The sequence below is a fragment of the Methanococcus voltae genome, from assembly GCF_024807655.1.
In the GTDB taxonomy this organism is placed as follows: Archaea; AGJL01; Methanococci; order Methanococcales; family Methanococcaceae; genus Methanococcus; species Methanococcus voltae_D.
Genome location: NZ_JANUCR010000001.1, coordinates 358,862 through 382,095 on the forward strand (window position 1 = coordinate 358,862; position 23,234 = coordinate 382,095).

General features: G+C 28.1%; 24 protein-coding genes. 3 read left to right on the forward strand and 21 right to left on the reverse strand.

Annotated elements, in window-relative coordinates; genetic code table 11:
- Positions 1 to 75: 75 nt before the first annotated feature.
- A complete protein-coding gene (locus tag J3E06_RS01650) occupies positions 76 to 2,187 on the forward strand; it encodes an acetate--CoA ligase family protein (protein ID WP_048187188.1) in 2,112 nt (703 codons plus the stop codon).
- Between the two features lie 223 nt (positions 2,188 to 2,410).
- Here the strand turns inward: J3E06_RS01650 and J3E06_RS08505 are convergent, their stop codons facing one another.
- The 3 genes from J3E06_RS08505 to J3E06_RS01665 all read right to left on the reverse strand — a co-directional run bounded on the left by J3E06_RS08505 (position 2,411) and on the right by J3E06_RS01665 (position 5,360).
- Positions 2,411 to 2,710 carry an iron-sulfur cluster biosynthesis family protein gene (locus J3E06_RS08505; protein WP_326480559.1) on the reverse strand — a complete coding sequence of 100 codons (300 nt, stop codon included), beginning with the start codon at positions 2,708 to 2,710 and terminating at the stop codon, positions 2,411 to 2,413.
- Positions 2,711 to 2,990: 280 nt separating this feature from the next.
- Positions 2,991 to 4,139, reverse strand: coding sequence for a fructose-1,6-bisphosphate aldolase/phosphatase (gene fbp, locus J3E06_RS01660; protein ID WP_013180582.1), 1,149 nt, complete (start codon positions 4,137 to 4,139; stop codon positions 2,991 to 2,993).
- 309 nt (positions 4,140 to 4,448) lie between these two features.
- A complete protein-coding gene (locus J3E06_RS01665) occupies positions 4,449 to 5,360 on the reverse strand; it encodes a shikimate kinase (RefSeq protein WP_013180583.1) in 912 nt (303 codons plus the stop codon).
- Positions 5,361 to 5,513: 153 nt separating this feature from the next.
- Between J3E06_RS01665 and J3E06_RS01670 the strand changes: the two genes are divergently transcribed.
- Positions 5,514 to 6,092, forward strand: coding sequence for a DUF447 domain-containing protein (locus J3E06_RS01670; RefSeq protein WP_013180584.1), 579 nt, complete (start codon positions 5,514 to 5,516; stop codon positions 6,090 to 6,092).
- Between the two features lie 45 nt (positions 6,093 to 6,137).
- Here J3E06_RS01670 and trm5b read toward each other — a convergent pair whose 3' ends face one another.
- The 11 genes from trm5b to psmA form a co-directional block, all read right to left on the reverse strand.
- Positions 6,138 to 7,220 (reverse strand): tRNA (guanine(37)-N1)-methyltransferase Trm5b, encoded by a 1,083-nt coding sequence (gene trm5b / locus J3E06_RS01675; RefSeq protein WP_048187562.1) that lies wholly within the window; start codon positions 7,218 to 7,220, stop codon positions 6,138 to 6,140.
- Positions 7,221 to 7,341: 121 nt separating this feature from the next.
- Positions 7,342 to 7,725: a hypothetical protein gene (locus J3E06_RS01680; RefSeq protein WP_048187564.1), complete on the reverse strand. Its 384-nt coding sequence runs from the start codon at positions 7,723 to 7,725 to the stop codon at positions 7,342 to 7,344.
- 288 nt (positions 7,726 to 8,013) lie between these two features.
- Positions 8,014 to 8,385: a dihydroneopterin aldolase family protein gene (locus J3E06_RS01685; RefSeq protein WP_013180587.1), complete on the reverse strand. Its 372-nt coding sequence runs from the start codon at positions 8,383 to 8,385 to the stop codon at positions 8,014 to 8,016.
- 48 nt (positions 8,386 to 8,433) lie between these two features.
- A complete protein-coding gene (locus tag J3E06_RS01690; protein WP_013180588.1) occupies positions 8,434 to 9,513 on the reverse strand; it encodes a DHH family phosphoesterase in 1,080 nt (359 codons plus the stop codon).
- A 192-nt stretch (positions 9,514 to 9,705) separates the two neighbouring features.
- Positions 9,706 to 10,047, reverse strand: a complete 342-nt coding sequence (locus J3E06_RS01695; protein WP_013180589.1) for a prefoldin subunit beta — start codon at positions 10,045 to 10,047, stop codon at positions 9,706 to 9,708.
- 103 nt (positions 10,048 to 10,150) lie between these two features.
- Positions 10,151 to 10,417: a KEOPS complex subunit Pcc1 gene (locus tag J3E06_RS01700; protein ID WP_013180590.1), complete on the reverse strand. Its 267-nt coding sequence runs from the start codon at positions 10,415 to 10,417 to the stop codon at positions 10,151 to 10,153.
- Positions 10,418 to 10,436: 19 nt separating this feature from the next.
- The gene (locus J3E06_RS01705; RefSeq protein ID WP_013180591.1) at positions 10,437 to 10,979 is read right to left on the reverse strand and encodes an rRNA maturation protein; all 543 of its coding nucleotides are present in this window, start codon (positions 10,977 to 10,979) and stop codon (positions 10,437 to 10,439) included.
- Between the two features lie 51 nt (positions 10,980 to 11,030).
- The gene (locus tag J3E06_RS01710; protein ID WP_013180592.1) at positions 11,031 to 11,171 is read right to left on the reverse strand and encodes a DNA-directed RNA polymerase subunit P; all 141 of its coding nucleotides are present in this window, start codon (positions 11,169 to 11,171) and stop codon (positions 11,031 to 11,033) included.
- Between the two features lie 312 nt (positions 11,172 to 11,483).
- On the reverse strand, positions 11,484 to 11,774 hold the full coding sequence (rpl37A, locus tag J3E06_RS01715) for a 50S ribosomal protein L37Ae (protein ID WP_013180593.1): 291 nt from the start codon (positions 11,772 to 11,774) through the stop codon (positions 11,484 to 11,486).
- Positions 11,775 to 12,357: 583 nt separating this feature from the next.
- Complete coding sequence (locus J3E06_RS01720; protein ID WP_013180594.1) at positions 12,358 to 13,062, reverse strand: ribosome assembly factor SBDS; 705 nt, start codon at positions 13,060 to 13,062, stop codon at positions 12,358 to 12,360.
- 225 nt (positions 13,063 to 13,287) lie between these two features.
- Positions 13,288 to 14,055 carry an archaeal proteasome endopeptidase complex subunit alpha gene (gene psmA, locus J3E06_RS01725; protein WP_198003570.1) on the reverse strand — a complete coding sequence of 256 codons (768 nt, stop codon included), beginning with the start codon at positions 14,053 to 14,055 and terminating at the stop codon, positions 13,288 to 13,290.
- A 636-nt stretch (positions 14,056 to 14,691) separates the two neighbouring features.
- On the opposite strand from psmA, the gene J3E06_RS01730 reads away from it, so the two are divergent.
- Positions 14,692 to 15,714: a type II glyceraldehyde-3-phosphate dehydrogenase gene (locus tag J3E06_RS01730; RefSeq protein WP_048187189.1), complete on the forward strand. Its 1,023-nt coding sequence runs from the start codon at positions 14,692 to 14,694 to the stop codon at positions 15,712 to 15,714.
- A 163-nt stretch (positions 15,715 to 15,877) separates the two neighbouring features.
- Here the strand turns inward: J3E06_RS01730 and J3E06_RS01735 are convergent, their stop codons facing one another.
- The 7 genes from J3E06_RS01735 to J3E06_RS01765 form a co-directional block, all read right to left on the reverse strand.
- The gene (locus J3E06_RS01735) at positions 15,878 to 17,722 is read right to left on the reverse strand and encodes a DUF2341 domain-containing protein (RefSeq protein WP_013180597.1); all 1,845 of its coding nucleotides are present in this window, start codon (positions 17,720 to 17,722) and stop codon (positions 15,878 to 15,880) included.
- Positions 17,723 to 17,934: 212 nt separating this feature from the next.
- On the reverse strand, positions 17,935 to 18,474 hold the full coding sequence (locus J3E06_RS01740; protein ID WP_013180598.1) for a hypothetical protein: 540 nt from the start codon (positions 18,472 to 18,474) through the stop codon (positions 17,935 to 17,937).
- A 140-nt stretch (positions 18,475 to 18,614) separates the two neighbouring features.
- Positions 18,615 to 19,523, reverse strand: a complete 909-nt coding sequence (locus J3E06_RS01745; RefSeq protein WP_013180599.1) for a hypothetical protein — start codon at positions 19,521 to 19,523, stop codon at positions 18,615 to 18,617.
- 101 nt (positions 19,524 to 19,624) lie between these two features.
- Positions 19,625 to 20,059, reverse strand: a complete 435-nt coding sequence (locus J3E06_RS01750; RefSeq protein WP_013180600.1) for a hypothetical protein — start codon at positions 20,057 to 20,059, stop codon at positions 19,625 to 19,627.
- Positions 20,060 to 20,372: 313 nt separating this feature from the next.
- Positions 20,373 to 20,861 carry a class III signal peptide-containing protein gene (locus J3E06_RS01755; protein ID WP_013180601.1) on the reverse strand — a complete coding sequence of 163 codons (489 nt, stop codon included), beginning with the start codon at positions 20,859 to 20,861 and terminating at the stop codon, positions 20,373 to 20,375.
- 158 nt (positions 20,862 to 21,019) lie between these two features.
- The gene (locus J3E06_RS01760; protein ID WP_013180602.1) at positions 21,020 to 22,060 is read right to left on the reverse strand and encodes a hypothetical protein; all 1,041 of its coding nucleotides are present in this window, start codon (positions 22,058 to 22,060) and stop codon (positions 21,020 to 21,022) included.
- On the reverse strand, positions 22,050 to 23,204 hold the full coding sequence (locus J3E06_RS01765) for a DUF515 domain-containing protein (protein WP_013180603.1): 1,155 nt from the start codon (positions 23,202 to 23,204) through the stop codon (positions 22,050 to 22,052). Before J3E06_RS01765 ends, J3E06_RS01760 begins: the two co-directional genes overlap by 11 nt.
- Between the last annotated feature and the right edge of the window lie 30 nt (positions 23,205 to 23,234).

The following is a 23,234-nucleotide window of genomic DNA, read 5'->3' on the forward strand; positions in this document are numbered from 1 at the left end:
ATAACTTAATAAATTAGCAAATTAATTATTACAACCAACCAAATTAGAAAATATTAATCCAATATGGTGAAATTTATGAGTAATGGACTTGAAGCAATTTTCAACCCGAAATCAGTTGCGGTAATCGGTGCTACCGAAATAGAAGGAAAAGTTGGACAATCGTTAATGAAAAACTTAAAAAGTTTTATGGAAAAAGGCGGTAATGTATACCCAATAAACAAAAAATACGACGAAGTTTACGGTTTAAAATGCTACGGTTCTGTTTTAGACGTTCCCGGAGATATTGACCTCGTTTTAGTTTCAATCCCTGCTAAATTTGTCCCTGGAACAATGGAAGAGTGCGGTAAGAAAGGCGTTAAAGGTTCTATTATTATTACAGCGGGTTTCTCAGAAGTTGGAGACCACAGCCTTGAAGAAAAAACAATCGAAATTTTGAAAAAATATGATATTAGAACCATTGGTCCTAACTGTCTCGGTGTAATTAATATGCACGACGAATTAAACGCTTCATTCAGTAAAGATTTCGACCAAAAAGGTAATATTGCATTTATTTCACAAAGTGGCGCTATTATGACCGCTTTAATGGATATTTCAATCCCATTAAACTTAGGATATTCAAAAATCGTAAGTATGGGCAATAAAATAGATGTTCAAGAAGATGAAATCTTAGATTACCTTGCAGACGATGAACACACTGATGTTGTTGTGTTATACGTAGAAGGTCTTAAAAACGAGAAATTTATCGACTCTGCACGTGCTTTATCACACAAAAAACCAGTAATTGTTTTAAAAAGTGGTAAATCTGACGCAGGTGCTAAAGCTGCATCATCACACACTGGAAGTCTCGCAGGTAATGCGCAAATGTACGAAGCTGCATTTAAAAAAGGAATGGTGTTCGATGTTGAAACTTTCGAGGAAATGGTTGATTTATTAAAAATATTCTCAACACAACCTGTAATGAAGGGTAATAACGTAGGTATCATTACAAACGCTGGGGGATTCGGTGTTCTTGCTACAGATATGGTAAGCAAATACGGCTTAAAAATGGCTGAATTTGAAGAAAAAACAATTACAGAACTTAAAAAATATTTACCTGACACTTCAGGAGTTTCAAACCCCTTGGATTTAATTGGAGATGCAGATACAGACAGATATAAACACGCTTTTGAGGAATTAGCAAAAGATAGCAATGTAGACGGCATCGTTGTGATATTAACACCTCAAGGAATGACTGACGATATCGGTGCTGCAAAAGAATTAGTTAAATTCCAAGATGCACTTAGAGCAAAAGGAGAAGCAATACCTATTGTTGCTGCGTGGGTTGGTGGCGGTTCAGTTGCAGAAGGTGCTGAATACTTAAAAGAACACGAAATACCAACATTCATGTGTCCAGAACTTGCTGTTAAAGCATTATCTGCAACATACCAACAATATTTAAACCAAAATGTTGTAGACGATGGAGAATACCTTAAAAAAGTTCAAGAAGAAATATACGCAATCAAAGCAGAAAAAGGCGATGAACTAAGAGAATTACTTGCTAATCCAAATGAAAACAATGCAAAAGAATTCTTAAAAATTAACGGAGTTCCTACGCCTGGCAGATATGTAGCTACAAGTGTAGAAGAAGCTGTTAAATATGCTTCAACAATGGATAAAGTAGTAATGAAGGTTGTTTCAGCTCAAATATTGCACAAATCAGATGCTGGTTGTGTTCTCATTGCTCCAACAGATATTGAAGGTGCTTACAATACAATTATTGAAAATGGTACACAATACCTTGCTCAAAAGGGAGAAACTGGTGTTATCGATGGTGTATTAATTGAGGAATTTGTAGAAGGTAAAGAAATAATCATCGGCGGTAAAAAAGACGAAGTATTTGGTCCTGTAATTATGACTGGTCTTGGCGGTATCTTTGTAGAAGTTATGAAAGATGTAACTTTTGGAGTACACCCAATTACTAAAAACTATGCTGAAGATATGTTAAAACAGCTTAGAACATACAAAATCCTTGAAGGTGTAAGGGGAGAACCTAAAAGAGATATTGAATTTATTAAAGAATTAATCGTAAGAGTTGGAGTAATTATGGAAGCTTACGATGAAATTCAAGAGATTGACATAAATCCTGTTTTCGTTAAAGAAGACGGTAAAAAAGGTGTGATAGGAGACGCTCTTATTATGACCAAATAAATTTTATAATTTCTATTTTTTTTATTTTTTATTTTTATTTTTATTTTTTATTTTTTATTTTTTTATATGTATTTTTAGAGTTTATAATTTAGTTTTTAAATTGAATAAACGATTTTAAAAAAGTATTAAAAAGTATTATAATGATTTATATAATATGCGACAATTATATAAAATTTAAAAATTTTATTGAAGAGATTTAATCCTTAAAGGTTCTTAAACCTCATTAGCAGCATCCACCTGCTCCCCTTATAGAAAGGTATTTTCCACTGAATACAGATTTTTTTAATACAATATTTACACTCTCAAGGACTTGTTTTGCCATCTTATCAATGTAAATGTTAAAATCTGGTTCTTCATGGATTAATTCATCTGTATCCATTACTTTATCTGTTAAATCCACTGAAAATTTAGGCCCCCCTCAACCAAACCCTTCAAATACGACTATAAAGTCTTTTGAGGTTGCTTGAGGTAGTTTTTCTTTAATGAATTCTGTTGCATCTTCTGAGATGGTAACTGGTATCATCATAACACCTCCTGTTTAATTCTATATATCTATTGAATATATAGGTTTAACTCACAACTATATTTATAAGGTTATTAGATATCTTAATACCTAATTGGTTAAAAAATAAATTGTAAAGTAGGATTTAAAAATATAAAAAATATAAAAAATATAAAAAAATAAAAAAATAAAATAATTTAATAATTTAATAATTTAATAATATAAAGTAAAATAAAAGATTTGCAAGATTAAAAAGTAATAGAATAATTTATTATGTAATTAATTATCTAATTACATTTAATTATTCCAAATCTCCCCTATCAGTAGTTTTTTCTAACTTACAGTTGTTTTCAGGGATTTCTTCGAATCTTGATTCTAAAGTTTTTAAAACTTTTGGTACTGAGGTGTATTCCATCATTGATTCAGGTAATCTGTGTGGTTGGAAAGGACCCATACTTCTCATCATTTCAGCCATTTCCAAAGCCTTATCTCTTGCTTTATCGAATGCTACATCTGCGAATAAGTCATTTGGACCTACCAATCTACCTTTTGATAACTGGAAGCCTAATGCCATAATTCTTGCTGGACCGTCAAATCTTGATGGCATAGCATCTTCTTCCCCTACTGGCATCATTGGACCCCAGTGGCATCCTCTCATCCATCCTGATACTAAGTGTGGGTTAGCGAAAGCTTCTAAAATTTCCCCAACTGCCGGGAAACCACTTTGAGCTCTTACAATAGCTACAGGGTCATCTTTACCAACGTATTCTCCTGCCATCATGTTCAATTTTTCTGAACTTGCAACAGCTGCGATTTCGTTGTCGCGTCCTCTGTAAACTCTTTTAATTGCGTATCTTTCTAAGTTTCCGATTAAAGCTAATAATGAGTATGTTTCAACTGGTGTGCTCATTAAAACTCTTTTGTGGTCGATAATGTCCATTACTTCGTATTTAAATCCTTCTGTCATTGATGGGTCAAATACTAAACCTGGAGTGTTGAATGGGCTACTGAACATTTTGTAAAATGGCAAGTTAAATGCTGCCGGGTCTGTTTTATCACAGCAAAATACAACTAATGGTTCGCTTCTTCTTTCTACGAATTCCATTTCTGCACATCCTGGACCTAAACCTTTAACGTTTCCTGAAAATGAGTCAGACAATAAATCTTGACCTGCACCGTACAATTTCAATTCTTTTGCAACATCTGTTGCGTCTGTTAATGCATCCCAAGCTAATTTGTGCACTTCGTCGTTGTCAGTACCTTTGTTGTGTGTCATAACAATATCGATGTCATCACCACAGTTTGTAACGTAGTAGTCGATTAATGTCTCGTCAACTGCGTTTTCAACTACGTACTCAACAGCGTCTAATAATTCAATAGGAGCTAATGTGTGACCGCATAAACCGCCCACATCTGCTTTGATAACACTTACGGTTATTTTTTCTTCCATAATTACACCTGTTTAAAATTTATATTGAACATCTAATTAGGTATTTAGATATTATTCAATAAATATTGATAAATAATTAGCAAACAATAGTATGATATTCAATAAATATCTTATCTACATTTTATTATTTATAACTTTAATTTAAAAGATATCGATTAAAATAATTATTGATAAATCAATATCATAAAGCACCATATATTATAAATTTCACTTTTATATAATTATCGCATGATTGGGCTAAAATAATATATTATTAAAAATTTTAAGTAAGTTTTCAAAAAATATAAAAAGATTTTAGCAATAAAATCATTACTCTAAAATAATTATATTAGATTTTGAATTACAAATTTCAGTAATATGTACAATACCGTATTTTTCAACAGATTTTACAACGTTTAAAACATTTTCAGGCTTACAAAGTCCTACATAGGAAGGTCCCGTCCCAGAAAGTCCAAAAGTTAAAGCACCTGCTTCTAATGCTTCTATAGATATGTTGGTAGGAAAATTTAAAGTAGAAGCATAAAACATTCCATTCATAAATAGGGCTTCATAATACCTGCCTTTTAAGCAGTTCTCATATGCTATTCCAACATAATCTTTAATCAATTTCATACGGTCTTTATTTAAATTTTTTTCATAATCTTTTGGAATTAAAACAATTACTTTTAAATTTTCATCTTTAAAAATATCTTTTTTTATGATTTTCCTATTTTGATTATCGGTTATTGTGATACCGCCGTAATAAGAGGCTGTTGCATCGTCATAAGCTCCCGTAATTGTTAAATTTTCATCAAAACAAGATTTTATGCCCAAATTAATTATTAAATCATCTAATTCAGTTAAATTCTGAATTTCATTCTGATTTTGAATTTCATATATTGGATACTTCCCTAAAACTCCCATTGTAGCCAAAACGACAGCGTTAGCTGTCGCACTACTACTACTTAAACCAGATTTTATTGGCAAATTAGACTTAGTCATTACTTTTGCAGAATAATCTAAATTATAATAATCTAAAACATTTTTTACACAAGTTCCTATTAAATTAGGGGATATATTACCATTATCCGCCATCCCTTCAATTATATTTTTATGGTCATCTATCAATTCCACCGTTGCCTCGACTCCTAAATTTATACCAAATGCAGAGCCTTTATTAGTAGCAATAGCGTTTATTATAGTCCCTGAACCGTGAGATATCGCCTTACATTTTGAATACATATATTCACCAAATTACAATTACAAAAATCTTTATTATATGATTTGTATATAAATTTGTATATAAATTTGTATATAGTACCATATTATAAAATTATTATGCAATTTCGTAGATTATTTAAATTATAATTGTTAAAAAATTAGTGTAGAGATATTATGAAATTTGAGTATGTATTAACGTCTTCTTTATTAAATAGGGCGCCAATTGGGGCAAAAACTTCTGATTTTGAAAATTTTATAATCAATTTATTTGAAGGTTCCCATACCTATGAAATGTTAAAAAACGAGGATATTATAATTTTAAACGTCTGTAATCCATTAATTATTGCTGAATCAGTGATTAACGACTTTGGAAATTATGAAAAATTAGAATATTGTGGAAAAACTTATTATTATGTAAAAGAAGCTGAAAAAATTGTTATTATTAAAGTTAAAAATCGTAAAGTTATCAATTTTAAAAATGAATATGGAAATTCAAATATAATGAACCTAGAATGTGAAAAAATAACTGAAAAAATTATTAAATCAAATAATAAAGAATATTTGCCATTTAATAGAGCCGATGGGTTGCTCGTTGAAATTGCGGTACTTTATTCACGTATTAAGTTAGTTTCAAAAGATGAAAAAGTAGATATGATTGATAAAATAAAAGAATATGGAGATATAATAAAAAAAGTAGGTTCTAAAGAACATATTTTAATATTAAACAAATTTAAAGAACTTATTGATTTTTAAATTAATTATTATTATTATTATTATTATTATTAGTATACCATATCATTATTCTTTATTATTTTTATTATTCTTTATTATTTTGAAATCAATTACAAAAACATACTCCCGTGGAGAATAAGATTTTACAACCCTGCTCTCCAAAACTTCGAAATCGCATTTTGATTTAAATAACTCAATACCTTCGTTTAAATCTGCCCCGACCATATAATAATGGATTGTTCCGCCATCTTCGACAAGTTCTAACGCTTTATCAACAAATTGATTTGCATATTTTGGTAAATTCATAATTATTCGATTACCTTTTAAATTGACTTTTCTAACATCTTCTAAAATTGGAATTATCTTATTTTCCAGATTATTCAATTTAATATTTTCTTTTAATAATTTTATGGCTTCGGGGTTAACATCTATGGAATATATCTTTTTTGCATCCTTACAAGCAATTGAATAAGGACCCACACCACAAAACATATCGATTATAATATCATCCTTTTCGATTTTTTGCATTATTCTATTTCTTTCCCAGCTTAATCTAGGTGAAAAATACACTTTTGCTACATCAACGTATAATTTATAGCCATTTTCTTTATAAAGGGTTAATGTATCTTTTTCCCCCGCCAAATGTTCCAAATCTCTTACCCTATATTCGCCCTTTACATCACTTTCTCGTCTAAAAACAGCTCTTACGGAAGGTATTAACTCTTTGGCTTTTTCCCCTAATTTTAAACGTTCTTCCTTGCTTATTTCATCAGAAATCTGCAATATTACAATATCTCCGATTATATCGTAAGCGTGTGCAATAGTTCCATTTTTTAATTCTTCATCGTAATTGGTTATTAAATAATCTTTAAAACTTGGATTTTTTTTACCATTTGACTTTTCGAAATCAGATTCTTTTAGAGTTATTATTTCAAATTCAATAATTCCATTTTGGCTTTTATTTTGAGATATAACATTTTTTAAGTCATTTTCGTTAATATCTTCCATTTCTTCCAGTTCCTTATTTAATGGCAAATATAAATCATTGTTTGATTTTTTTAATTTATAATCTTTATTTAATAAGTTGTAATCTAAAAGGAGTCGTCTTATCAATTCCCCATTTTTTAAATTGGTTTTTATCGTTTTTATCGTTTTTATGTCCTGTATAATATTGTTGCCATTATTTTTTTCGCCATTTATTTTCAAAATTCCACCATATTTAAATTAAATAAATAGATATATTTTTAAAATTCCTTGCTTTACTAATTTATTAATTCATTGATTTTTTTAATTTATAATAATGATATTCTATAGTTTTTAAATTAATTCCTGTGATTTTCGCAATTTCCTTGGGAGTTTTACTTTGTTCCATATGTTGTTTTATTATTGTTTTATTATTTGTAGGGCGTCCCGTTGCAGTCTTTAAAGGTTTAACTGTTATTCCTATTTCCTCCAGTGCTTCCAATATCTTTTTATTAGTTCTTTTGTATTTAGAAACTGGCAAATAGATTTCTTCTACCTCACAAACCTCTAAAAGCTCGATTATTAACGACTTTGTAAGTTCTTTATTAATATAAATTCCTTCCTCTTCATCGTTTAATTCGTCTAATTTATCGATTAAATCTTCAATAGAATCGGCTCTTAATTCTTTTATATTTAAAGTCTTTTTCAAGTTTTCTAAGTCATTTAAAACTCCAGAATTTTCAACATTATTATCATTCATAATTTTACCATTGACACAATTAACAATTATATACTAATCTACATTATTTTATAATTGGGGTTTCTATATTTTATAGATATTTATTATCGAGTTTTTAGCTACTAAAGTAAAATTTTAAGATAGGATTGTTAAAGGATATCTAATTAAATATAAAATTAATATATAAAAAAATAATAAAAATAAGAAAAATAAGAAAAATAACTCGAAATATATTAGATATTATTCTTCGACATACATTAATGGATAATTCAATTCAGGTATGTAATTTAGCCGTATTTTATACTCTTTTTCTTTTCCAACAATTAATATCACATTTAACATTTCACCAGTTAGTGATACATAATCATCTTCTGCAATTTTTAGATTTATGTGGATTACAGCCTTTTTAATGAATGGTTGATTTTCCATAGCGACTTTTATAGCGTCTTCTAAAGACTTCTTTGAATTCATACTTATAGGAGTACCAACAAATTGATGAAATAATGCACCCATTGAAATACCGCCTTCAAATACAGCTCTTTCTTTTTCAGTTAAATTTTTAAAATAACTATTAAAAATCTCGTCTTTTTCTAATCTTTTACTATTGTCCATATTACTCATAAATACACCATTAAATAATTTTTAGTAATTTTTGACTTCTTAATTTTTAACGTTATCAATAGGATTTAATTTTTCTTTTATGGTTGCCAGACAAATTTTAATAATTTTAGATACTGCTTCATCTTTTGAAGTTGATTTATCCCAATTAGCATTTAGTCCTGCAGCTTCCGCATGACCTCCGCCTTGTCCATTTATCTTAGAAGCTACTTCTTCCATCAATTCGCCCATATGTAATTTTTTAGAAACTGATTTCCTACAACGAGAACTTATTCTAATTTGTTTATCTCTTTTCCTAACTGCGGCCACTAAAGCCAAATCTGCACCAATACTAACCGCTGTTTTTGCACAAGATGCTTCATAAGAGCTTGCGTTTGAAATAGTGATAATTAAACCATCCATCTCTTCAATTTGCATCCTACTGCACGCTTTTAAATGAGCAATTCTTTTCCCTTTTTCACTTTCTTGACTTAACAAATAAAGTATACGTTGAAAACTAATATCCTTAATTAACCAAGTAATCAATTTAAATGTTTCTTCGCTTGCAAGTTTTAAATGCTTCGTATCATATGCTATACCACAAAGTAGTGCTGTTCTCACATTTTTTGGAGGAAATAAATTTATATCTTTAAGTATTCGGCTTACCATCTCACAGGTGGATGTTGATTCTTCATTAACTATTAAAAAATCACATTTATCTGCGAGTTCTGTTTTTTTATGATGGTCCACCATAGATACATAAGATTCGTATAATTTTTCTTTATTAACCGTGATTTGATTTATTGAAGAGGTATCTACCAAAAAAACCTTTTTAGGAATTTTAGGATACTCCAAAATTTCGATATCATAACTAAGATTTTGTATCTCTTCAAGCATATTACGAGATATTTTACTTATTGAATTTGCTGAAATTCTGTATTTTCCAGTTTTTGGATTCGTTCCAGTTTCTTCATCCGATTTTACATTTTTTAATTTTTTTGGCTTATTTATATGTTCTGCCAAAAATCTAAGCCCAATACATGCACCTATTGCGTCAGGGTCTGCATTATGATGGCATAAAAACAGAATTTCATCGGATTTTAGAATTTCTTTTAATTTTTCAATATCATATTTATTATTCATAAAATCATCATCTTTTCTTTTAAAATTTATAAATTAAGTTTATTTAACATATATTTTAAACTACTGTTTTGTATAGTAATATTGTTAAATTTTTGTAAAATAGATTGATTTAAAATTCAAATAACTTCAAATAATTACATAGCAATGTTTTAAAATTAAAAAATGAATAGTTTATTAAAAATATATATTTAATTATTGGTTGCCTTCGAGAGCTTTTTGTAAAGTTTCTTGGAGTTCTTCGTATCTTTGTTGCATTTTTTCTTCTTGTTTTGCAAAGGTAGCAACTCTGATGCTTAATGTTTCCAATTTTTCTTCTAATTCGATTTTAACTTCATCTTTTTTTCTTTTGATTAAGATTCCGCCAGCCATTTTGAAAACTTCGTCAGATTCTGATTTTGCCATTTCTTCGATAGCTTTTTCAAATTCTTTCATTTGTGTTTCAAATTGTTGTTTTTGCATCATAATCATTTGCAATTGTTGTTGTAATTGTTGAAATTGTGCAATTTGGTTTTGAACATCTGCAGGTACATCCATATTATCAATCCTCTCTTAAATTTCTGTTATTAGGTGTTATTACATATTATTATCTATTAGCTATATATTATCTATTTGATTAATTTGTATTCAAACTTTAATATTATCTTTTATTTATAATTTCGTATATGTTTTCAGCGATTTTTATCCACCGAATATATGAATATACGGAAGCTTTTAGAATACTTACCTCTTCGGCACTTCCACATATTTTTATGACATTATCTTTAATTTCCATATCGCATTTTGAACGAATTTGACTATCACAATGTTCAACATAAACACTATTATATATCGTTTCAGCTGTTTTAACATCGTTGAATGTTAATTCAAGTTCAAAATATGGATTATTGTTTGTTTTCATTTTCATTATTTCACGAATAGTTAGTTTATTCTTCCTCTTCGAAAATATCGAAAATTTTATGACCTGTGATTTTTAATTTAGGGCCAATATGTACGTTTTCAGAGTCATTTACGTTGTAAAAATCTAAAAAATGAACTCCTTCGCAACCTTTGTTAAATTTTAATAAGGTATATTCCGTATTATCTTTCTTATTAGTATTAATTGCATAAATTGGCTTTTTTAGATTATTAAACAAAAATTTTGTAAATAATTTCCTAAATTCCTTACAATTGTCCTCAAAATCATAAACTATAGTATTCTGAATTTCTACTTTTTCAGAAATGATTTCTCTTTGCAATTTGATAGCCATAATTACCGATAGAACTTTATTATTTTCAACATCGTATATTTTTAATTTATTAGGATTGCCCTTTAATTCCTCGATAACTACAAAATTTTTATATTTCTCAATTAATTCTGAAGCCGAAGTTTTCCCTCGATTAACAGTTTTAATATTAAAAACCTTTGACAAATCATTTGCTAAACTACGAGTTCTTTGTGAAGGCTTTCGGGATGTGGTTATTATCATATTACTAACCTACTTAAGTTATATATTCCATTTATATACATTATACTTTAATTATCTTGCCTGAACTTTTTTAACTATTTTAGGTCTTAATTTTATTAATACTCTATTACTGCAGTGTGGACATTTAGCTTTTGAACCGATATCATCAATTGTTATGATTCTTTGACAATTTGAACATCTGTATTCTACCATATTATCACCATTATGTAATTATCCGTCAATTATCTTCTTTTTTATATTATTTTTATAATATATTATTTTATTTTTATAATTATAACATTATAAGTCTAAAATTTTATGTAATATTATTATGAGTAATATACATAGTAATTTAAGTTATATATTTTTATTTATTCATAACTACTATATTGATATACTATATTTATGTTATTTTTACAAATAAGCAATATAATTAATCTATATCTAAAAATTAGTCTTAAAAAATTGAATAGTTTCATAAATCTTAAAATAAAATAAATAAAATAAGTAAGAATATTTGTTAAATTAAATTTCTCTGTTTTTACTATCAATAACTCTTCTGATAGCTTTTGTAACAGCTTTTCCCGAACCTGTTTCAGGGGTGTAAGCTCCACCAGCTAATTTAGCATTACACTTTGAGCATACCCAAATTGAAGTACCTGCTCTTTTTAATTTAGGGAATCCACATACAGGGCATTTGTATGCTTTTTTCTGTTTCATTTCTACGTTTCTTAATCTTACTCTGAGTTTTCTACCGTATCTTGGTCCGAACCTACCAGATGAACCAACTTTTTTAGTGTGGCTGTATTCTACCATATTATCACCTAATAATTAAAATATTGAAACTACATCCTTTTTGTCTTTAATTTGTAATTTCGTGTTTTTTCATAAATTTAATATATTTATTATTTATTGATTTAGTATTCTTTAGTATTCTTTAGTATTTTTTGCAACTTTTGCATTACTACTAAATTACTTCATCATTTTTGGATTTATTTCTAAATTATACAAATTTAAATCATAATCCTTTTAAAATGAGCATTTGCCCATTTAATACATAAACGTGTTGAATTTTAAAAAACACAAATTCGGCACGTAATATTTGTTGTATGTTAAATTAAGTTTTACACATATCCACGATATATTTACTCTATAGAATATCCTATACTACAATATAAACTTATCTATAGTATAAAATATTACAAGAATCATCACATAATTTAGATTATTACCCATCTAACAACTATATGATTTATCTAAAATTAGTATTGCTTTTTAATATATAAAACTATATCCAAACTACAAGTTTGAACTGTGCATTATTGTATTAAAAATTAACCTAAAAAATAAAATAAAAATAAAATAAAATAAAATAAAAATTGGAAAAATTTAGAAAGATTTATAATCTTTTTAAAACTCTTGTTTGAACAGAACCTTTTGTTATTTTATTTAAAAACATATAAAATTCGTTTTCAATACCACTTGGTATTTCAATCACAAACACAAGAGAGCCATCCCCCATCCATTCCTCTTTTTTAATAGTCCCGTATTCTGCCAAAGAGTGGTATAGTGTACCTGCATATTCCCCACCAAGTTTAACAGCCACTTCTCTTTTTTCGAATTTCATAGGTAAAATTAACCTAAGTTTTTTTATCACGTCATTTACTTGCTCTTCAGCACTTTTATACAAATCTATTGAAACCCTTGCTTCATTCATAGCATTTTCAATTCTTTTTGGAGGGTGAGGAGTATCGGTTTGTGGATTAATAGTATTCCTTGCAATAAAAGATATAACTTGCTTCTTTTTTTGTTCCTGCATTTCTTTTCGCTGTTCTGCAGTTAAATGAACTTGTCCTTTCATCAATATTTTTTCAGCAATTTTTTTACCATCTAAAGTTTCAAATACTTTCATTAATAGTTCATCAGGAGCTTTTTCTCCTTTTGCAATGTCCTTATAGATATGTTCTGATGCTAAAATGTCTGAAATATCCGCAGATGATTGATTTTCCTTATATTTAGCTGCTAAATATGGGTCGACATATATTTCAAATTTTTCACCGTGTGATTGTAGTCTTGCCATAACCGCATTATCTAATGATGCCATAATACCCCTTTTATCACTTGTTTTATCGAACAAAATAATTTTACACTAAAATAACCTAATATAAAATAATAATGCAAATTTAATATAGATTTAATATAAATTTAATGTAGAACTAAATAATAGAGTTATAATATTGTAAATACCCAATATTGTAAAAATGAAAAATAATTATTATTTTAAATTATTTTTTAACAATAACCTATTAAAATATATTTTCTTCAAATATTATTCTTCATTTTCTTCTTGAATTTTATTTTCATCTTCGATAGCTTTTGAAACGTATTCAATAACTGATTCAATTTCTTCAACTGATTTTTTCTCAACCAATTTCTCACTATCTTTTACAATTGCCATATCTACGCTAATAGCATTTAATTCAGGATTTATTTTGTTTAAAATATATATTGCCAAGTCCATACCTTCTTTGACAGTGATATTTTCATCGTATTTTTCTTCAAGAAGTTCCATTGCTACATGTCTGCCTGAACCGATTGCAGAAGCTTTGTATTCGATTAAAGCACCGCTTGGGTCTGTTTCAAATAATCTGGCACTGTGCTTATCAATTCCGGTAATTAAAAGTGCTAAACCAAATGGTCTTGCTCCACCGTGCTGTGTATAAGCTTGTTTAATATCACAGATTTTTTTAGAAAGTGCCTCGACAGTTATTTTTTCACCATAGGTGATTCTGTTTATTTGAGCTTCTGTTCTTGCCCTGTCTATTAAAACTCTTGCGTCAGCGACTAAACCTGATGTAGCAGCAACGATATGGTCATCGACTTGGAATATTTTCTCAATTGATGATACTTCGACTAACTTGTTTGAAATTCTTCTGTCGACTGCTAAAACTACACCATCTTTACATTTGATACCTACGGCTGTAGTGCCTCTTCTAACAGCTTCTCTTGCATACTCAACCTGGTATAATCTACCTTCTGGGCTGAATATTGTAATTGCTCTATCGTATCCTGATGCTCCTGGAACCATTTGCATAATCTTCCTCCTGTATACGCAATATTTTATTTTATTTTAGTCTAATTGTCAACCAAAATTAAATTACATAATTTTAATAATAAATTTTAATAATAAATTTTAATAATAAAATACAAATTTATCAGCATATTTTGTTTTAGTTTTCATATTGGTTATTACACTATTATTTTCTCAATTGTATTTATCTATTTCTTTTTTATTAGATTTAAATACATAATATCTTACCTTATTTTAGAATATATGATATAATTTAGTTTATAAATATCTTATAATATTGAATATAGTCCTTTATATAATTTTATATTTTAAAGTTATTTATTAACTTATATGTGTATCATCTATAATATTTATTCGTATGTTTTTAAGAGTATTATTATGTTATTGTATTGTCATATTACTTTACTATTGTACTATTATAATTATTAATAATTTTAGAATAATTTATTTACCTCCAATAATATAGGATAATACAAAACAATATAAAATATTAATACCATAGGATACAAATTATTATATGAGATACAGATTAAAATTTAACATCCTTAATTATCGATATTTAAAATTAAAAAGTAATACGATAATATACCATATTATAACATAAAGATGAAAATAGGACATAAAAAGAAAAATGGTGATGTAATGACAGCAAAAATATTAATAAATGGGTATGGGTCGATTGGTAAAAGAGTAGCTGATGCAGTAGCTTGCCAAAAAGATATGGAAGTAATTGGTGTTACAAAAACAAAACCTGATTTTGAAGCAAAAATGGCTTTAGAGAAGGGTTATAAATTATATGCTGCAGTGCCTGAAAGAGCTCACCTATTTGAAGAAGCAGGTTTGGAAATATCCGGAACAATTGATGATGTGATTCAAGATGCTGATTTAGTAGTAGATGGAGCCCCTAAAAAGATAGGAAAACAAAATCTTGAAAATCTTTACAAAAAGAATAATGTAAAAGCCATTATTCAGGGTGGAGAAAAAGCAAACGATGCAGAAGACTCTTTTAACTCATTGTGGAGCTACGATAGATGTTATGGCAAAGATGCTATTAGATTAGTTTCATGTAATACAACAGGATTATGCAGGTCATTATATGCCATAGATTCCATTACAGACGTTTTAAAAGCAAGAGTTGTATTAATAAGAAGAGCGGTAGACCCTAACGACTCTAAAAAAGGTCCTGTTAACGCAATTATACCATCAACAGATGTACCTTCACACCACGGCCCAGATGTAGAATCAGTAATCAAAAAATTCAAAGGAAAAATTATTTCATCAGCTGTTATAGTACCTACAACATTAATGCACATGCACTCATTAATGGTTGAAACTACAGGAGCTACAAAAGACGATATAGTAGATGCAATTGCTAAAACGCCAAGAATTTTCACCGTGAAAGCTTCAGAAGGTTTAGATTCAACAGCAGCTTTAATTGAAATGTCAAGAGATATGGGAAGATTGAGATACGATTTAAACGAAATTCCTGTTTGGGAAGAAAGTATAAACGTAATTGACAATGAAATCTTTATGATGCAAGCAGTACACCAAGAAAGTGATGTGATTCCTGAAAACGTAGATTGTATAAGGGCTATGTTGCAAATGGAAGAAGATAACATTAAATCAATTGAAATGACAAATAAAGCAATGGGTTTATTAAAATAATATATCCATATTTTTAATACTTTAATTTTATATACCACTATTCTTTTTATTTTTTAGATTTTTTTAGATGTTAAAACATTTTATAAAATAATATTAAAAATATTTTAAAAAAATGTTTAAAAATATAAAAGATGTTTAAAAAAATGTTTAAAAATTAAAAAAGTTAGAGATATGAAGCTATTGTAATCCCATATCCCCAATCAGAGTTATTTATTCCTGTCAACATATCTACAATTGATGGACTTGTAGGGTTTTCTACAAATACGGCATTAGAACCGCCTAACTCGTATGATTCAGAATAAGATGGCGGTGATATATAAACTAAATTATTTCCTAATGTCCAACCTGAAACATAAGGTTCAGGATTTGCATATTTTCTTACCCTAAAATTATCATAATGTAATTCAGGGTTATTATCATTATCTCCGTTTGAACTACCCAATACGAAATAAGAACCCTCTGCATTTAAAGCTTTTTTCACATCATTATTTACTGAAAACTGGAATATTTTTGGATAAGCACTAAATTGAAGAGGCACTTCTCCATTTTGAGATATGTAATTATTTAGGGTATTCAAATAAAAACTCGTATATTCTGTTTTATGGTCCAATACAAGTTTAATCCTATACCATTGGTCATCATAAGTCGTATATTCGTGATAAGTTCCAGATTTAACATATTCAATACGTTCTAATAATCCACCTTCATCCCATAAATTTTCATATTCCCAACCTAATTTTAAGTCATTCATATGGCCATTGGAATAGAGGAAATCTGCCAAATTATTTGTAATGCTCCAATAATTATAGATACCCCATCTACCACCCAATTCTGCAGTGTTAAATATTACTATATCGTTTCCATCGTGATATCTACCATAATATCCCATTAACATTTGTGGGGCAGTGTATCCATCTTCTTTACCCATTAAATCCACTTCTGCAATGTATAATTTTCCCTGCACGGGGTGAAATAAATCATCAGGTACTAAAGAATTTAATTCAGTGTATGTTATCATTTTAGGAGGCTGATTATCTGCCATTGAATAAGTCATATTTATATTATATAATGAGTTAGAAAATGGGCTCGTAGATGATTCATAATCCCATTGATTATTATTAATATGGATATATTTTTTAAATAATGTGTCATCGCTATTCTCGAATCCATCAAACATTGTAAACACGGATTTCCCATCTGAAACACCTGTGCCGGAGTAATAAATATCTACTTGTTCAACAGAATTCGCACTTAAATTCATTTTTAACCATACAAATGCTTTAGGGTTTGGTTCTGATGAATTCCAATATTCTACCCAATAATTTAATTTTACACCATTATGGTAAAAATCTAATCCATTACCGTCACTATTTTTGATAAAATTATAATTTGAGTTATTTAATACAATTAGTACAGGGAAATTTTCCAAATTTTCAGTGTTTGGATTTTTTATATATATTGAATCTTTTGTATCACTTTTTACATAGTGGAATGCACTAATTATTGTTTTAACAGTTATGTTTTTTGAATTTTCATAAGATTTACTTCTTAAAGCACCTGCTTTCGATAGATTATAATCTAAAGTATAATCTACATTAAAAGTAAATCCGTTTACCATTGAAATATTTGTTATTTCGAAATTATAATTTAATTCATAACCTGCATTTTCATAAGTAGTTTTAATTGCATTTATATCATTTTGAATTTCTGATTCGGTGTGATTTTCTAAATAATACAGCACACTATCCGTATTATCAAAAAATGGAGTAGAACTACCCGAGTTATAATCGTTTATCACTTGAAATTCTGCATCATTTAAAACTTTATTAAAAACCTTGGGCAATGAATTAGAAACTAAAATTTCTAAAGAATCTGCTTTTAACCCTAAAGTATCAGCATTGGCTTCTTCTAATGCGCTATTCTTATACGTATCCAGCATTGTAAATGATATTACGCCGAACAACATTATTAAAAGTACCAGTGTTGTTGTAGAGTGGGAAAGATACATTATATCACAACGTTATCTTTATTTTAATAATTATAATAATTATAATAATTAGGATAATAGGATAATAGGATAATTTTATAATAATATCTTATATCGAATATAAAATACAAATATACCATATAAATCTAAATATTAAATTTTAAAATATGAAATATGAACTATAATATTATTTAATTTGAATTTTAATTATAAATTACTGAATAAATATAAAATTAATTAGGATATAAAATCAAAGATGCATTTATTGGCACTCCAGATTTATGATAATATATTATTTTTTTACGGTCAGCAGATATTGCTTCAGATGCGATAAATGCGGTATCTTCATCAGAAAAAGGACCCATTGTATTAATATTCTTAGGGCCAAAAATTACATTCCAATATACCACATACCAGCCACTTGACCTGTTTATTTGTACTACAGTGTGAGCTATTGCAAAATTATCATTTACAGCACCCTTTGAATAGCTATAATTCCCGACAGCCACCTTATAATTATCATAATCTATTCTACTGTCAATATACGAGTCAATTATTGAAGAATCTATGTTGGTGTTTAATAATACGATTACATTTTCCAAAGTACCTTCAGATAACAAAGATTCCATTGCAGATATTGCTTTATTATTCAAAACGTTGAATTCTACTGCTTCAGTGTATCCTTCAGTGTCCTCAAAAACTGCAACCGTATATATTGATGTTCCCACAATTAAAATCAAAATTGCAAAAAGAACATCGTAATCAAATATCATAGTTAAATCACCGACGGTATCTTTAATGTAATATTATTAGTTAATTAGAGCTTATTTTAATTTTTGTTTTATTTTAATTTTTTTAGTTTTGATATCCCATAATAAAACAATTACTTGATTGATACTTGATTGATAATTTATTAAGCGCCAATACTCAACGTAATATTATGTGATTCTAATTTAAGACCATAATTCATAATATTATAATCATTCGTAATTGTGAAATAAACTTTATTAGTTTCAGGACTATTACTTACACTTAATAATTTAATTTCTAAGCAATTACCACCGTCATAATCCAAAAATTTCTCAAATTCAGAAAGTGATTCCGTTGAAGACAGGGTTCTATTTGTTATAACTCCATTTACTTCAAATATTGCATTTGTTGGTACATCAGAACTTAACGTAATATTACCCAGCACATATTCATCATTATTTTTGTAGTAGAAGATTTGACCCTGAGACAGAGTAAAGTAGTACTTATAACCAATTTGTTTAGATAATGAAACCGGTACTAATTTTTTACGGTTAAAGTTATACACTTTTCTTTCAAATGTTCCCTCGTGTGTAGACGTATTTACTATAAGCGAATTAATATCTGAAACCTCAATGTTATTAAACTGGTATTCATATTCGTAATTATAAATATCTACACAATTAGGGTCATAGCTACCTTTTATTTTATTACTGCTATAATAATGTCTTGTTAAATTTGTTAAAAAATCATAATAGTCCGATTCATAATTATCTGATGGGAATTCATAATCTTTATAAATTTTTGTTGCGAGTAAGTTAACTTTTTGAATTTCCTGAGTCGAATGTATTTCATTTTGAGCTGTAAGCATAGATGACGATAGGTTAGACGTAATTATGAAAAAAATTATCAAGAACAACATTATTACGATTAATGCCTCATAACTGAATATATAACCTTTTTTAGACCCCAATTTACGAACTAATATATTTTGGTCATTATTAGTCAATCCGTCAATTGTTAACTGAATTTTGGATTTCTTTTTAAAATCTTTGTCTTTTTCGATAATTTTCATAATTTACCTTTAAAAATGATTTTTCCACATTTTGATTATTGGGTTAATTAAAAATAACTAAATTGTCCAAAATTACTTTTAATACTATTAAGTTTATTTAATTACGCCATTTCTACATTTAACTCCTTTGAAACGTAAAAATCATCAACTACGACTTTTAAGGAATTGCCCATATCTAATCCAGATGATACTGCGTTTTTAGTCATTATTTTAGTACCATTTTTATAAAATGTTATGTTTGTTTTTCCAGTGATATGTATTACCTTATTCGCATAATATATGTCATAATTTTTTCCATATATCCTATCAAAACTTGAATCCAATACTATATCTTCATTATATGCCACAATCGCCGTATTTTCAAATATATTAAGTATAGCATCCGCTGAACTAACTATTTCAGATCTTTTAAATTCATTTGCGGTATTGATAACAATATTCCCAATTATAGAAAATGTTATTATAATTAGAAGCATTGCTATTAAAAAATCATACGCAATTTGTCCTTTATTTTTTTTGAATTTATATACTTTCATAGTATCTACTTTTTGAATTGAGTCCCAATTTTTAGATTCTCATTTGATATGTAGTTTTAATTTAGATATATAATCATATCTTTTTTTATAAAGTATATTAAATTTTAAAATTGTTTTGATAATACTAGGCATTGTAAATAATTTTCTATTTTATGATATTAAATATATTCGAAAAAATATATATTTTTATGGATTATCTACTGTAAATTTTAAAAATAAGATTAAAAATTATAAAAAAGAATTTGTTTTGAAATCAAAGTATAATAAGATATTAATAAATTAATAAATTATTTTGCTAACCATTACTAATTAATTAAGGTATTACTTCGATTTTAATTCTATTGTCTTCTTTCAATAATTTAAAAGATAACAATTTTGAAGTATTAACATATATGGAACTTCCATTTAACATTTGAATATCACTATCAAAAGTTGCAACAACCTCAAAACCATCGCCTGAAACTGTAATATTATTAGTTGCAAAATTCCAAGTTGATTCAGAAGGTGATTTTACCCTAACTAATTTGTAAGAACCTTCATCAAGTGTATCCATCATTTGAATATTAGATTTCAAATTGGATAAACTTCCATGTGCTAAACTTGCTTTAGCAACTTCTGTAGTTTTATCCAAACCAAATAAACCTGGAATTATAGTTGCCACTACAACAGAGGCCAATAAAGCTAAAAATAATATGGAAAACTCCATTGAGATTTGACCTTTACCATTTCTAACTTTTCTACCGAATATTTTTTTCGGATTAGCTTCAGGTTTAACAGATTTATTTTTAAGTTTAATCTTCATATTATCATCCTTAGATTTTAGCAACTCGATAAAACAATTAAATTATGATAAGATAATAGAATAAGACTAATTGAAGTAATTGAAGTAATTAAAAGATATATTGATAAAATTTATAATTATAATTAATAATAGATTAACTACTTTTTATTATATAATAATTAAATAAACAAGTCTTCAGCTTCAAAACCTGAAGATTTTGGTTCCCATTTAACTACATAGTAAAATCCCACATCTTCCGGAGAATCTGTTGTATATGCAAACGCAGGAACGTCCATTGAATTATCAATTAATGAATAATCATCAACTATAGGCAGTAAATAACTGTCTATTTGAGTATTTTTACTTGAAAGACCTTTAAATCTACTTACCCAATCATTGTATGATTCCATCCAAGCTTTTGGTCCATCTATAGCTTTATAAGTATCTATAGAAGAATAACCATTTATAATAATTGGTGCTGGCATAACTAATGAAACAGTGCCCCCTGCCAAATTAACTATATTACCACGCACGTAAAGACGAACGTTATCCAATGATATACCATTATTTTTGTATGCCGGTATAAATTCGTTTAAATCGATTACTTTTATATTTGAAAGAACCATTGGTCCTACAATCTCCATTTTGTCCTCTTCATAATCTAAACCCAAATCAGTACCTCGAGTAATATTAATAATTACCTTAGAAGCAGTTGTCTGAATTACTGTATCTTCATCTTCTTCATCCTCGTCTTCCTCTTCATCTTCCTCGTCTTCCTCGTCTTCTTCGTAGTCCACTATTAGATAATCAATTCCTGCACCATAAAATTTAAATGTTATTTTTGAATAAGGCGGTATCCAAAAACCCGTTCGACTATTTAATTCAGATAAAGGGTCTATATCTACATTTAACGTATCATATTCGTATCCATTATCATCATAATCTTCGTAATCCAAGGTTTTAAAATATTGAACTTTTTTTAATTCTTTAATTTCATATTTAACATCAGTAGGAACGTTTACAAAAACAGAATATGGGTTGTTATTAGTCATATCTCCTTTGAATTCCCAATTTGTATATAAAGAAGCCACATTTGTTTCTGCAAATGTTGAATTTATGGATATTAAAATAAATAATACGAAAAAGAAGAGTAAGGAAATTTTAATTAAATTATTTCCTTTTAAATTTTTAGTTTTTGTATCTTCCGATTTAGACTTCATCCAAACCACCTAATGTTCTTACAATCACGAGTTCTTCACTATCCTTTGAAATAAGTAATGGAATTTGTTCAGAAGGTATTGATACAATCAATACATAATTAACGTTATCATCAAATATTTGAGTTTTCTCTTCAATTTCGTTTAACTTTTGACCATAACTCGAAAATTTACTGCTTACACTGCTGTAATCCAATTTTCCTGCTACTGTAGCATGCAATATTCCTGGTACATTGTCAAGAGAATATGATACAGAAGAACTACTTTCTAAAGTATCTTTATTACCATCATCTTCTACTGCAGAAGATACCATTTTTGTTTCAGAATATTCCAAATTAGATAATGCCATATATGAATTATCTACAATTGCGTATGTTAAGAAATTAGTATCATTCTTTGAATATATTTTTATAAATTCACCAACCTCAGGTAATTTACCACATTGGTCTGAGGTTAACATTATCGTTACTTTATCCATTCCTTTAACGGAAGTTATAGAAAATCCATCTAAACTTCCCAAATTTAAAGATTCTACATATTTTTGTAAATTATCCCTATTAATAAATATTTTGGTTGTTTTTGTTTTAACGTAATAGTATTCATCACCAGATGAAAGCTGATAATCTACATAGCTATTTAATACGGTTGTTATTTCAGATTTTATATCAATCGTACTAAAGTATTCATCTATTTCAGCAATACTATTTGCACTTTGTATTTTACGAACTAATTCAGGTGCTCTACTACTATAATCATAATAGGAGCCGTACATGGCAATAATTTGACCAATCGACGAATCTTTATATTCCTTCACCTGTATATAGTCAGTGGCTTCGTCAACCACATCATTTACTTCAGATATAGATTGACTGTTTTGTATTTTGGCAATAAATGACAACCTTCGATGGTCTGAAGGATAGGCTTCAAATAAATTATTTACTGTAACCATAGACGACTCTTTAGTTTGTTCTAATCTAACCTGGTCTTCGGCTTTTATGTTGGTATAGATATAGTAAGAACTAACAATAATAACCGTTATCAGCGCCAGTATTAAAACTGAACGAAGGTGCCTATAATAAATTCTTGAAGACTTTTTTGACTTAGACTTCAAAGACTTTACTTTATCGCTATACTCCTCAGCAGACATCATTTCCCCCTTAAATATAACAATACTGTC